The following is a 12,696-nucleotide window of genomic DNA, read 5'->3' on the forward strand; positions in this document are numbered from 1 at the left end:
TAGCCGCGCGAGCGCAGCACCGAGACGGCAATGTCGCGCACGCCGGCCTCGTCCTCGATCACAAGGATACGCCCACGGCCCGAAAGGTCGACCGGACGCTGAGTGATGCGCTGCTCGGCCACCGGATCGGCCACCTGCGGAATTTCCGCCGCCGGAAGGGCCGGCAGATAAACATGGAAATTGGTGCCTTTGCCCATCACCGACACCGGCTCGATATAGCCGCCGGACTGCTTGATAATGCCGAACACCGTGGCAAGGCCGAGGCCTGTGCCACTGCCCTTTTCCTTGGTCGTGAAAAAGGGATGGAAGATCTTGTCCCTCAGTTCCCTGGGAATACCGCCGCCAGTGTCTTCCACTTCGACCAGAAGGTATTCGCCGTCCTCGACATAGTCGAAGCCCTTGGCGCGCGCGTCACGGCCGGTGGAGCGGCTGGTGCGAACCGTCAGCTTGCCGCCGTCGCGGTGCGTGAGCATGGCGTCGCGCGCATTAGTCACGAGATTGATGATCGCCGTTTCCAGCTGGCCCTTATCGGCGCGGATCCACGGCACGTCGCGCCCGTGATTGACCTCGAAGATAATGCGCTCATCGACCGCGCCGCGCAGGAGCAAGGAGAATTGCGTCAGGAAGTCGGTCGTATTGAATACTTCACGCTTGAACGTTTGCTCACGCGCATAGGCGAGCAGTCCGCGCACCAGATCGGCCGAACGCACGGTCGCCTCATGGATGGCCTTCAGATTGTCATAGGACGGATCGCCGATCGGGTGGCGGTTCATCAGGAATTCGCAATTGCCGCTGGTCACCTGCAGCATGTTGTTGATCTCGTGCGCAATGCGTCCGGCAATGTTGCCGATCGCCTGCATCTTCTCGCCATGCGCGAGGCGGTGCTCGAGCAGGCGGTGCTCGGAAATGTCGACGACATAGGCCACCGACGGCCGGCCGTGGGCATTCAGCGTGACGAACACGTTGGCATGCCGGACCTTGTCTTCGCTGACCGCGCCAGCGAGCTTCAGGGCCACCGGCTTGTCGACCGCATGGATAAGTGCCTGGGCTACCGCGTCGGGGCCATCTTCGTCGGACTCGAACAGGTCCGAGAAGCGCGAGCCGGGCGTCGCACGACCGCCGGTCAGTTCCATCAGGGCGCGGTTTGCATCAAAGATGATTGCGCCGTCCACCCAGTCCCCGTCGAGGCGCACCGCGCCGAAGGGTGCATCGTCAAACATCGGGTCGCCGTCAGGGCGCATCGGGCGCGATGCGCCCTGCAGGGCAAACCGCTCTCCCTCCCCGTTCAGCACCTGCGGACTTGGCAACAGGATCGTGCGGCCATTCGCGTCAGCGCCGCGGCCAGACCAGGTGGTGATCGCCGTCACCGGAAGCTCGACCCCATCGCGCGCGCGCAGATGGATGTCCGCCCGGCCCGGCGCGCCGGTCTTCTTGTCCCGTCCGAGAAGTCTCACGAATTCGGGGCGCATAATGTCGTCGAGGCGCACATTCTTCGCCGTTTCCGGCAGGCCCAGCATCTCGCGCAGGAAATTGTTGGCATAGGTGATCGTGCCATCCGGGCGGGCCGCAAAGAAGCCCATCGGGGCATCCTCGACATATAGCGATTTCATGTCCGCAGCGCCGGTTGCCTCAAGCTGGCCCGCGATGCGGCGGATGCGCCACAGCACGCGCCCGCGCGGCAGCGGCGCCACGGTCACTTCGAACTGCGCCGGTACCTGCTCCGGGCCAAGCGCCACCATCGGCAGGAGTTCGCGGCGGCGGATTCCCGACTGGGCCGCCTTGGAGAGACGGTAGATCGGCGCGGTCAGCCCATGGATGGCGCCGAACAGGCGGTCAACCGTGACCGGGCCGGATTCGCTCGGTCCCGAGATCAGGGTCAGCGAGGCAAGCTCGCCATAGGCTTCGTTCGCTGCTACAGGCGCGCCGCCGGGATCGGTGACCAGCACGGCCTCCTCCAGCGCGTCGATCCACGGAAAACGCGGCGCCCCGGCATTGGCGATACGGGCGGCAGCGCCTTTCTCCGGGAACAGGCCGATAAACCGGCCGGCCCCGCGCACGGTCCATAAGAGGAAAACGAGACCGCCAGACGCCATGGTGATCAGCAGGATCGATCCGGTGGCGCCAGAAGCATGTGGGCGCACCAGCGAGACGCTGGCGGCGGCAATAGACAACAGGAGACAGGCCCAGAAGCCGAGCTGCAGCAGGTCCACCTTGCGACCCGCGAAGCCGATGGACGTGCCTTCCGCCTCATCGGCCGTCCCGAGGACTTGGGCCAGATCAAGGGTTTCGTTGTCTTTTTTCATTTTCTACCGCCAATTCACCCGGCCTGCCGCCGAAAGCGCAACTTTCCCGGCGCGGACGAGCCCCGCGCAAGGTATTTTCATGGATACTTCGTTCTGGCACGTCAAAGGTTAACGAATCCGAAAATACAGTTAAGACAAGTTCAAACCCTTGCCCAAACAGAACAGGATTCGGCTGATGACGATAATGCGCTCTGCCTTCGCGCTCGCTCTGCTCGCAACTGCGGCGGCCTGCGGGACCTCCGCCGTGCGCGAACCCGCTGCGTCCGCCTTCGCCGAGGAAACCATCGCCGCCGAAACAGTACGCCTGAATGCCTGGTTCGAGCAGAAATTCGACGAGGCCGTCGCCCGCGACCCGATGCGCCAGACCTATCTCGGCATCAAGGACCGCTACGGCGAGTGGACCGATGCCTCCGAGGCCTTCGAACGGGCCGAACTGGAATTCCAGCGCGCCGAGATCGCCGAGATGAGGGCAAGCTTCGATTTTGACCGGCTGGACCACCAGGCGCAGCTGTCCTGGCGTCTCGCGGAGTACCAGCTGGAGCGGTCAGAGGCCGCCTTCCCTTTCCGGGGCCACAGCTACACCTTCAATCAGATGTTCGGCGTCCAGTCCGCCATCCCGGCCTTCCTGATCAACCAGCACAAGGTGACCAGCATGTCGGACGCCGAGGCTTATATCTCCCGGCTGCAGGGCGTGCCTGGCTATCTCGGCCAGCATGTCGCCAATGCGACGGAAGCCTCCGGCAAGGGCATCCAGCCGCCGGCTTTCGTTTACGATTATGTCCTCTCCGATGCGCGCGGCCTGATCACAGGCTATCCCTTCACAGGCACCGGCGACGGCACCGATGACAGCCCGCTGATGGCCGACATCCGCGCCAAGGTCACCGCCCTCGCCGACAACAGCACGATCACCGAGGAAGAGGCCGCCGGCCTGATCCAGCGCGCCGCAGAGGCGCTGACCGCTTCCGTCGGCCCGGCCTATGAGGCCGCGATCACGCAACTCGTCCGCCAGCAGTCGGTCGCCACCGTGGATGACGGCGTCTGGAAGCTCCCGGGCGGCGCCGCGTATTACAATACCAACCTCGCCCAGGTGACGACCACGGACCTGACGGCAGATGAAATCCACCAGATCGGCCTCGATGAGATCGCCCGCATCCACGCCGAGATGCAGGCGATCATGGCCCAGGTGGGTTTCACCGGCACGCTGCAGGAATTCTTCGGATTCATGCGCACCGATCCGCAATTCTACAAACCGGAAACCGAGGAAGGCAGAGCCGAGTATCTCGCCGAAGCCGTTGCCGCCATCGAGACGATGAAGGGCGACCTGCCGAAACTCTTCAACACCTTCCCGAAAGCCGACATGGAAGTGAAGGCGGTCGAAGCCTTCCGCGAGAAATCCGCCGGAAAGGCCTTCTATTCCCGCCCCGCGCCGGACGGCAGCCGCCCGGGCATCTATTATGCGAACCTCTATTCGATGGCCGACATGCCGACCTACCAGCTGGAAGCGCTCGCCTTCCATGAAGGCATCCCCGGCCACCACATGCAGATCGCGATTGCACAGGAACTGGAAGGCCTCCCGAGCTTCCGAAAGTTCGGAGGCTACACGGCCTATTCCGAAGGCTGGGGCCTGTATTCGGAACTCGTGCCGAAGGAACTCGGCTACTATTCTGATCCGTACTCGGACTTTGGCCGCCTCGCGATGGAGATCTGGCGCGCCGCCCGCCTCGTCGTCGACACTGGCCTCCACAGCAAGCAATGGACGCGCGAACAGGCCGTCCAGTACCTGATGGACAACACGCCGAACCCGAAAGGCGACTGCGAAAAGGCCATCGACCGCTATATCGTGATGCCCGGCCAGGCGACCGCCTACAAGATCGGCATGCTGAAGATCGTCGAGCTGCGTGAACGTGCCCGCACTCAGCTGGGTGACGATTTCGACATTCGCGAATTCCACGACATCGTGCTAAGGGACGGAGCTGTGCCGCTCGCGGTGCTCGAGGAAACGGTGGACGCATGGCTGGCCAGCAAGAAGGCGTAAGGCGGATTGTCCGGGGGCGGAAGGCGGCCACGTTCGGCCTCCTGCTGCCTCTCATCGCCCTCGCGGGCTGCAACACGCTGGCGGCGGCCTTCCTGAAGCCGGAGGTGCAGGTCGCCCCGGCCAGCGTGCCGGCGGGCGACTACACGCTCGATCCGGCGCATGCTTCGATCCTCTTCAAGATCAACCATCTCGGCTACTCGACCTATATCGGCCGCTTCGAGCGTTTCGAAGCGAGCCTCACCGGTGATCCGGCCAGCCCGGAATCGGCGACTGCCACCGCAATCGTCGACATGGCCTCGCTGAATATCGCCAATCCGGATTTCGCCGCCGAACTGATGGGCCCCGACTGGTTCGACGCCGCCACCTTTCCGCAGGCGAGCTTCAGGACCTATGGCCTGAAGATCGTTGGCGACAACGAAGCCGATATCAGCGGTGACCTGACCCTGAAGGGCAAGACGCAGGCCGTAATCATCCGTGCAAAGCTGAACGGCAGTGGCTATGACCGCCTGCGCGGCGCAGAGGTCGTCGGCTTCTCGGCGACCCTGCCGATCAACCGCTCTGCCTTCGGCGTCGACAAGTATTCCGGCCTTATCACCGACGATGTGCTGATCGAGATCGAAGCCGAATTCGTGAAGGCTAAACCCGGCTGAGCGGCCCCAGCGCCGGGCCACGGCGCGTGATCCGCAAGGCGATGCGTCCGCCCCGCCGGCCGATCTCAGCTTCGGCGGCAAGCACGCCGCCGTCCCCGCCTGAGATGAGTTCAACCGGCTGGTCCGCCGGCACACCCAGCAGCAGCGTTGCGCCCGGCTTCAGTCCCGAGAGTTTCGACAGCGGCACCGCAAGGCACGCCACGCGCGCCGTCAGCGTCGCCGACAGTGCGCCCTGCGCCGGGTGCGCGTTGACCGTCACCGGCGCCGGCGCCTCTGTGCGCGGCCCGGCAATCTCTGCCGTCACGATCAGCTGTGCACGGAAAATGTCCGTCTGCATCCGCATCGAGAATTCGGTCACCATCGCCTCGGCAGGCGGCGCAATCGAGGCGGCAAAGACCAGTTCGGTCTCGATGCCGGAAAATCCAAGCTCAGGCGATACAGCCTGCGCCAGCGGGCGCACCAGCGCCTCCAGCAGGGCCGTATCGATCGGGCTGAGCGGGCGCACTGGCCCGCCGCGTTCCCGCGATCCGCAGGCCGTCTCGATCAGCAGCTGCGCAAGGCCCGGCGACAGCACCAGCATCGCGCCGATATCGCCCGCCCGGGTCGCAAAACAGGCAATCGCCTGGCCGCGGTCCTCATCGGCCTGACGCACTGCGGCGTCAAACGGCCCCCGCCCGGTCGCCGCCACTGCGGCGGCAATCGGCAGCCCGCAATGCTCGCGCATCGCCATCGACAGGCGCGCGGCAAACCGGCGGGCAATGTCATGGTCCTCATTGCGCAGGCGCAGCGATTCAGCCGCAAACTCCTCGACAGGCCGCGCCTGCGCGCCAGCAGGCGGCGGCTCGGGGCCCATGTCCGACAGGTCGGGGCGCAGCAGCGCCTGGATCTCGGCCGGCGTCAGCACGCCCCGGCCGGTCATCAGCGGCCGGTCCGGCTCTGCCGGTTCGGATGTTCTCGGCATATCCGCCATCACCTGCCCTTCCCGGCGCGGCGGCATGTCCCAGCCGTCATCGGCGCTGTCTGGCAGCGACGGCGCAGGTCTGGGCGCGGCATTCCGGGTCATCCCACCTTAATCGCCCGGTTCCGGTTAACGACCCGTTAGGGAAATGGCGCCGGCGCCGGGTGTTAAGCGCAGCACCCTATGGATTCAGCTTATTCCCGCGTAATTTAACCCGCCGGTCAGGGCTTGGTAAGGCGCGATTCGGAAGTTGGGCGCATTGTGTCTTCATTGCTGAAGGGGAAACCTTGAGAGTTCCGCCAAGGCGTTCGGGTGAGATGGTAGACTAAAAAAGGCGGTGCTCCTTGCCGGGAGCGCCGCCTTTCAGGTTTGGGACTTGCCCAATATTCTAGTCGTCGCGCAGCGTGCGTTCCTTGCGCTCATGGCGCTCCTGCGCCTCGAGGCTCAGCGTGGCCGTCGGGCGCGCTTCGAGACGGCGCAGGCCAATCGGTTCGCCGCTCGCCTCGCAATAGCCGTAGGTGCCGTCCTCGATGCGGCGGATCGCCGAATCGATCTTGGAGATCAGCTTGCGCTGGCGGTCCCGGGTGCGCAGCTCGAGGGCCTTGTCACTCTCCGCCGAAGCGCGGTCGACGATATCCGGCAGCGACCCCGACTCGTCCTGGAGATTGTGGATGGTCTGCTTGGCGCCGTTTAGGATGTCGGCTTTCCAGTCCTCCAGCAGGCGCCGGAAATAGGCGAGCTGGCGTTCATTCATGAACTCTTCGTCTTCGGAGGGACGATAGTCGTCTGAAAGATCGATGCTCACCGCAGGCTCCTTCACGCGTTTCCGTGCCATATAGATCGACCCTCGATTCGGCGCAATTGCGCGGGCTGTTAACTTAATTCCAACATAAACAAGTCCTTATACCAAAAATACGACAATTCTACGAAACTTTCGAGCCTTTTGGTGCAGTGGAGCCTGCGGGGCAGTGCAAGTTGCACACCGGCACTTGATCTTTGGGACCCCGGCAGTCTCTATGGCGCACGCCCCCACCCGCCGCGCTTTCCACGGTTTACCCCCCTGAATGGCCAAACAACGCAAACAACCGACCAAGCAGGCTGGCTGGATGCTGGCGGTGATGTTTAATTCGTTGCTGATCCTCCTGCCGGTGATTGCCGCAAACACCGTAAAGCAGGCCTATGAGGGCGTTGGCGTGGCAGAACAGCCGACCATCGACGCGATCATCCAGACCAGGGAGCGCATCAACGAAGCCTTTGAGGATCTCGCGCCCAACGAAGCGAGCCGCAAGCTCCCCTTCTGGCAGGACAAGGTGCAGCGCGCCCTTGAGGAAAAGGATGTCGACGCTCTGCGCGGCTATCTCCTCGCGGCGCCGCCGATGCTCGGCAAAGATCTCGGCAAGCAGGTGCGGGCCCGCGCCGAAGCGGAAACCAAAGGCACCGCCGACGAGCGCCTGATCCGCGCCGCCTTGCAGAAGATGCCGGAAAGCATTGCCCGCGCCATCGAATACGAGATCGGCATGCCGCAGTCACAGGCCGCGCCGCCTGTCGGGGCCGCCGCCGAAGCCGAGATCGCCCCCGGCGAAGAGATCGGCGAAGTGCTGGAGGCCGGCGTGCGACCGGAACTCGACTGGCGATTCCGCCTGCTCGGCAGCTACGGCGACCTGGCTGGGATGTCCCAACGCTGGATCAGCGGTGACTGGTCGGACTCCATTGTCTTCAAACTCACCGGCATCGGCCTCGTGCAGCAGGGCAACAGCGACGGCCTGTCGGATGCCAACATCCGCGCCGTCTCCATCGTCAAGTCCGCCAGCCGTTCCAAACGCCTGACACCCGGCTTCACTGCCTATTTTGATGCGCGGGCCGGGGAGGCTGTGCCGCGCGAAGTGCTGACGCCAGCCCTCGAAGCCGCCCTGAAAGATCTGGCCACCACAGAGGTACGCGGCGCCCGGGTCCGCGAAGCGTTCCAGAAGTCCATAGACCCCGCCGGGCTCGTCCGCCTGGAGACCGACCTTGAGCAGATCGATAAGATTGCAACCCTCACCAGCCCCACTGCCGCCCTCACCCTGCTCTCCTATGTCGAGGACGGCACAGACCTTCGCCGCGCGCGCATGCTGACCGAAGCCGGCGGCATGCAAGCCGTCGCCCTCGTCAAGGAACGCGGCACCGAAGCCCTGCGCGTTGCCGATGCGGGCGTGCGCTGGGACAATTCGATGGTGCTCGAGATCATGAGCCTGACCGCCGCCGGCATGCTGCTCTTCTGGGTCGCGCTGTCGGCGCTGCGGATCTATTTCCCCAAGCGCAAACCAAAGGCAGAGCTGATCGGCGCCTGAGATTCAGGCGAGGGCGAAGGCGCCCCGGATCCCGTCAATCAAGAGCTGCGCCGACAAGGCCGCGAGAATGACGCCCAGGATGCGTGTGATCGCCCCCGCAACACTCGCCCCGATCAGGCGCACGATCGGACCCGCGAGCAGGAAGATAACCAGAGTGATCACGAGGTTGAGGCCAATCGCCGCCAGCACGACGCCCTGCTCCTGCCAGCCTGCCGCCTCCGACATGTAGAACATCGCGGTGGCAATCGAGCCCGGCCCCGCGATCATCGGAATACCCATCGGGAACACTGAGATATCATCCGGCTGCGGAAGGTTCTTGTGCTCCTCCAGCACCTCTTCGGCCCGGTTCTCGCGCCGCTCCGTGCGCTTTTCGAACACCATGTCGAGCGCGATCAGGAAAAGCAGCGCACCGCCCGCGATCCGGAACGCATCCAGCGAGATATGCATAGCCCCCAGCAGCCAGGCGCCGCCGAACGCAAAGAACAGCATGATCAGCGAGGCCACGAAGACCGACTTGTACGCCATCTTGCGGCGATGCGCAGCCGGCGTGCCCGCCGTCAGCGTCGCGAAGATCGGCGCCACACCAGGTGCATCGATCAGCACGAAGAAGGTGACGAAGGCGGCGGTGAAAAGTGAAATCAGTTCAGGGGTCATGCGCGCAGCGCCTTAAGGCTTGCGCGTCGCCGCGTCGAGGATTTCCCGCACAGCCGGGGCGACCGTGACTTCTGTCGCTGGCGGTTTCAGCCGCGACAGGTCGCCGCCATCCTGCGACAGGGCGGTCAGCATCTTGTGGCCGCGCAGGCGCTGCAGAAGGCCATCGGTGCCGCGCGGCGTATCGGCGGAGGCAAAGCGCCCGCCGCCCAGGTCCACGCACAGGCCTTCGCCCTTGCCCGCCTCGATCAGGCGGATGGCCTCGTCAACGCCTACGGCCTGCGCCGTATTGAGCGACAAGGAAGCGCGCAGCGTATTGCCCTCAGCCATCACCCGTCCTCCAGCGGCGCGGTCGGCATCAGCTTCCGGCAGCGGCTCAGCGCGCGGTAAAGGTCGCCCGCCACCACATCGGCGGAAATCTGCAGCACATCGTCATGCGCATCCGGCATTTCGGCCAGAAGGCCTGCCAGCGCGTCAGCGGTCTGCGTGTAGAGCGGCCCGTCCACTTCGCCGAGCAGATACATCTGCATCACGGCAAAATATGCGCGCCCCGCCGGGGTCGCTGCGTCGGAGGGGCAAAGAATGTCCTTTTCGCGCAAGACCCGGGCCTGCGTCTCCAGCAACAGCACGCCGCGCCGGTCGCCATTGCGCACAACGGCGCCGTTCACCACGAAGGTTTCACCGGGTTTGAGGGAGAGTTTGAGTGGCATACTGCTCGGGCCTCGTCCTGCGGACTGTTCCAAGTTCGCACACAGGCGTTAACGCTTGATTGCCGCGGATTTACCCACCCGGCGCAGGCGCAAGGGAACCTTTTCGGCCGATCACGAACCGGACGGCACGAACCGGAGGGCACGAACCGGAGGGCACGAACCGGAGCGCACGAACCGGAGGGCACGAACCGGCGGGAAGGGAGGCTGCCATGCGCCCGTCTCAGGAGGGCGTTGGATCATAAGTCCTGCATAGTCCCGGGCACCCCGGCATGAAGCCGGATCGATCAGGAAAAGTGCGGCGCGTGTCTGAAGCTTGAGCCGCTGTGGCGTCGCGCATGGCAATTGCCGTATACCATGCCCGCCCCCTTCCCTTAAGTGAATTCGATGTTGCAATGCAGTGCTTTCCTATAGGTCAGCGCTTGCCCGGCAGCGGACGGGCTTTATGGTGAGAGGGTAAGATTTCAGAGGGATCAGAGCCGATGCGCTTCGAAGGCACCAGCAATTATGTGGCAACCGACGACCTGCGGGTGGCCGTCAACGCGGCAATCTCGCTGGAGCGCCCGCTGCTGATCAAAGGCGAGCCGGGCACCGGCAAGACCGTGCTGGCCATAGAGGTGGCTAAATCCCTCGGCCTCGAGCTGATCGAATGGCACATCAAGTCCACCACCAAGGCCAACCAGGGCCTCTACGAGTATGACGCGGTCTCGCGCCTGCGCGACGGCCAGATGGGCGAGGAGCGCGCCAAGGACGTCAAGAACTACATCAAGAAGGGCAAACTCTGGGAAGCCTTCACCTCCAAGAAGCGCCCCGTGCTGCTGATCGACGAGATCGACAAGGCCGACATCGAATTCCCGAACGACCTCCTTCAGGAACTCGACCGCATGGAGTTCTTTGTCTATGAGACCAACGAGACCGTGAAGGCGAAAGTCCGCCCTATCGTGATCATCACATCCAACAACGAGAAAGAGCTGCCGGACGCTTTCCTGCGCCGCTGCTTCTTCCACTTCATCAAGTTCCCGGACGAGCCGACGATGCGCGCCATCATCGACGTCCACTTCCCCGGCATCAAGAAGAAGCTCGTCGGCGACGCGCTCTCGACCTTCTACGCCATGCGCGAACTGCCGGGCGTCAAGAAGAAACCGTCCACTTCGGAGCTGCTTGACTGGCTGAAGCTCCTGATGAACGAGGACATCGACCTTGAGACGATGCGCGAGAAAAATCCCGAGGCCCTGACCCCGCCCCTGCACGGCGCCCTCCTCAAGAACGAGCAGGACGTAGCGCTCTTCGAACGCCTGGCCTTCCTCTCCCGCCGCACCGACGGCGGCAGCTCGGGCGGGGGTCGCAGAGGTCCAGCGGGCTGAACCGCAGGGCGGGATAAAATTCCCGCTACTACGCCTGCCTGCCACTCGTACCTCTCGCCCCCTTTTCCGGCGAGAACCGGGACCCAAAGGCAGTGCGCAAGCTGCATCCTTGTCAGCGCGTATTCGATCCGTTGGCGGATGAAGGGTGGCTTCCGGCTTTCGCCCGGGACTGAAAGGATCTGCTGGACCATTTCAGGCATCAGACGCGGGAAATCATCCTGTCCTCACCCCAGCGCTGCATCATGCCCACTGGTGGCTTGCACGTAATTGACATCTTCCCGGCTCTTCAGGAAGTCTGCCATTTTGGTCTTGTCGGTGCGCTCGTCCCACCAGGTTTTCACCGCGAGGCCGATCCATGCCGCATGAAAGCCCAACCCGCAGACGATGGCGAACCAGCCCGGGATCGGCCCGATATGCGCCCGCCGGAAGAACTGCTCCCAGGAGGTCGCATCCACCGGATGAATGGCGATCTTGGCGAAATACGCCGCGCCGAGAATCGCAAAGATGAAACCGTAATTGCGCCTCAGCCTTCGCCCAATGCAGCGGATCATCGAGATACGGTATTCCGGCTTCACGTAATCATCCGAAAGCGCCGTGCCCCGGTCGAGCTGGATCTTCGCCCCCTCGCCCCGCAGGATCGGCACCATGAAGGCAATCTCCAGCACCCGCGCGCGGAACCGCCATACATAGAAAAACCGGTAGCGCCGCGCCTCCAGCAAAAGGAACACGATGCACAGCATGCCGACCAGCACGATGGGAAACGGCGAGGCCCGCTCGTTGGCAAACGCCACCGACAGGCCGATGCCGGTCGAGATCACCGCCCAGTTGGTCGTCTGGTCTAGCCGCTGGCGCCACACCGTCGAGCGGTAGACTTCCGCGCGGTAGAGATGCGACAGCGCCGTCACCTCCGACGGGCCGCAAAGCCCCTCGGCCGGCATGACCATCTGGTCCGCTGCGGTTTCGTCAAGCGTATCCATCTGTCCGCTATGACCCAAACATGACGGCCCGGAAAGGCCTGTCGCCTAATTCGGGCAATATCCAAGGCCGAGAACGGCTCCGTAACCTTCCAGCGCCTGGCGCACATGGCTCGTGTCCTCGGTGCCATCGCCGGCCCGGATGTCGACCGCCAGCGCGCCGGCATTACGGGTGATGCGCGCACGCCACAGCTGGTAGATCAGCGCGTCCGGCACGCCGGTAAGGCCCACCGCGCGGTCGAAGTCGGCCAGCCGGCAATCGCGCATCATCTGCTCGGCCAGCACATGCCCGAAATCGCCGCGCTCGAAGTCTTCCATCGACGATTTCGCGCTCTTTGGCGGCGCGCCCGCCAGGTCGAACATTATCGCCACCAGCCGCGCGCGCTGCTGCGCGTCCGGCGCCAGCGCCATCGCCGCGCCCATGATTTCAGGCCGGCCCATGTGCAGCGGCGCAAGACGCCCCTGCGCCCGCTGCAGGAACCCTTCCCAGCCATATTCGCGCACCGCCGCCTCGGCCGTCCGGCGCACATAATCGCCGCCCTCGACATCCGCGCCGGTCTCGCCAAGGCGCGCATCCCAAACTGCGCGCGCTTTCGGATCGGCCAGTTTCAGCGCCAGCGGCACGAACAGCGGCTTCAGCCGCTCCCGTTTCTTCTCCGGCAAGGCGCCGGCAGCCGTCCAGGCCGCGTCCAGCATGCAGGCCGCCTCTCCCTGACCCGCCGGG

General features: G+C 64.4%; 12 protein-coding genes. 4 read left to right on the forward strand and 8 right to left on the reverse strand.

The genetic code is table 11. From position 1 onward, the window contains the following. A partial coding sequence (locus tag WEA77_RS00365; protein WP_368065890.1) for an ATP-binding protein occupies positions 1 to 2,303 on the reverse strand: 2,303 nt, incomplete at its 3' end. A 175-nt stretch (positions 2,304 to 2,478) separates the two neighbouring features. Here WEA77_RS00365 and WEA77_RS00370 point away from each other — a divergent pair. After that, complete coding sequence (locus WEA77_RS00370; protein ID WP_368065891.1) at positions 2,479 to 4,338, forward strand: DUF885 family protein; 1,860 nt, start codon at positions 2,479 to 2,481, stop codon at positions 4,336 to 4,338. Next, positions 4,314 to 4,988, forward strand: coding sequence for a YceI family protein (locus WEA77_RS00375; protein WP_368065892.1), 675 nt, complete (start codon positions 4,314 to 4,316; stop codon positions 4,986 to 4,988). The genes WEA77_RS00370 and WEA77_RS00375 overlap by 25 nt, the downstream gene beginning before the upstream one ends. Here WEA77_RS00375 and WEA77_RS00380 read toward each other — a convergent pair. Further along, positions 4,975 to 6,051 (reverse strand): FliM/FliN family flagellar motor switch protein, encoded by a 1,077-nt coding sequence (locus WEA77_RS00380; RefSeq protein WP_368065893.1) that lies wholly within the window; start codon positions 6,049 to 6,051, stop codon positions 4,975 to 4,977. The genes WEA77_RS00375 and WEA77_RS00380 overlap by 14 nt on opposite strands. 283 nt (positions 6,052 to 6,334) lie before the next feature. Continuing rightward, positions 6,335 to 6,781 carry an RNA polymerase-binding protein DksA gene (dksA, locus tag WEA77_RS00385; protein WP_368065894.1) on the reverse strand — a complete coding sequence of 149 codons (447 nt, stop codon included), beginning with the start codon at positions 6,779 to 6,781 and terminating at the stop codon, positions 6,335 to 6,337. A 229-nt stretch (positions 6,782 to 7,010) separates the two neighbouring features. Here dksA and WEA77_RS00390 point away from each other — a divergent pair, with 229 nt between their 5' ends. Next, positions 7,011 to 8,276 carry a hypothetical protein gene (locus WEA77_RS00390; protein ID WP_368065895.1) on the forward strand — a complete coding sequence of 422 codons (1,266 nt, stop codon included), beginning with the start codon at positions 7,011 to 7,013 and terminating at the stop codon, positions 8,274 to 8,276. 3 nt (positions 8,277 to 8,279) lie between these two features. Here the strand turns inward: WEA77_RS00390 and WEA77_RS00395 are convergent, their stop codons facing one another. The 3 genes from WEA77_RS00395 to WEA77_RS00405 are packed head-to-tail and all read right to left on the reverse strand — an operon-like array spanning position 8,280 to position 9,637. Beyond that, complete coding sequence (locus WEA77_RS00395; RefSeq protein WP_368065896.1) at positions 8,280 to 8,930, reverse strand: MarC family protein; 651 nt, start codon at positions 8,928 to 8,930, stop codon at positions 8,280 to 8,282. Positions 8,931 to 8,942: 12 nt separating this feature from the next. Further along, positions 8,943 to 9,257, reverse strand: a complete 315-nt coding sequence (locus tag WEA77_RS00400; RefSeq protein ID WP_368065897.1) for a hypothetical protein — start codon at positions 9,255 to 9,257, stop codon at positions 8,943 to 8,945. Continuing rightward, on the reverse strand, positions 9,257 to 9,637 hold the full coding sequence (locus tag WEA77_RS00405) for a flagellar biosynthesis repressor FlbT (RefSeq protein ID WP_368065898.1): 381 nt from the start codon (positions 9,635 to 9,637) through the stop codon (positions 9,257 to 9,259). Before WEA77_RS00405 ends, WEA77_RS00400 begins: the two co-directional genes overlap by 1 nt. 479 nt (positions 9,638 to 10,116) lie before the next feature. Between WEA77_RS00405 and WEA77_RS00410 the strand changes: the two genes are divergently transcribed. Continuing rightward, positions 10,117 to 10,998, forward strand: a complete 882-nt coding sequence (locus tag WEA77_RS00410; RefSeq protein WP_291206620.1) for a MoxR family ATPase — start codon at positions 10,117 to 10,119, stop codon at positions 10,996 to 10,998. A 224-nt stretch (positions 10,999 to 11,222) separates the two neighbouring features. Here the strand turns inward: WEA77_RS00410 and WEA77_RS00415 are convergent, their stop codons facing one another. Both WEA77_RS00415 and WEA77_RS00420 read right to left on the reverse strand, forming a co-directional pair. Beyond that, complete coding sequence (locus tag WEA77_RS00415; protein WP_368065899.1) at positions 11,223 to 11,975, reverse strand: DUF2270 domain-containing protein; 753 nt, start codon at positions 11,973 to 11,975, stop codon at positions 11,223 to 11,225. Between the two features lie 45 nt (positions 11,976 to 12,020). After that, positions 12,021 to 12,696 (reverse strand): hypothetical protein (locus WEA77_RS00420; protein ID WP_368065900.1); only part of this gene is annotated, 676 nt, incomplete at its 5' end.

The organism is Hyphomonas sp. (genome assembly GCF_040882205.1).
Classification (GTDB): Bacteria; Pseudomonadota; Alphaproteobacteria; order Caulobacterales; family Hyphomonadaceae; genus Hyphomonas.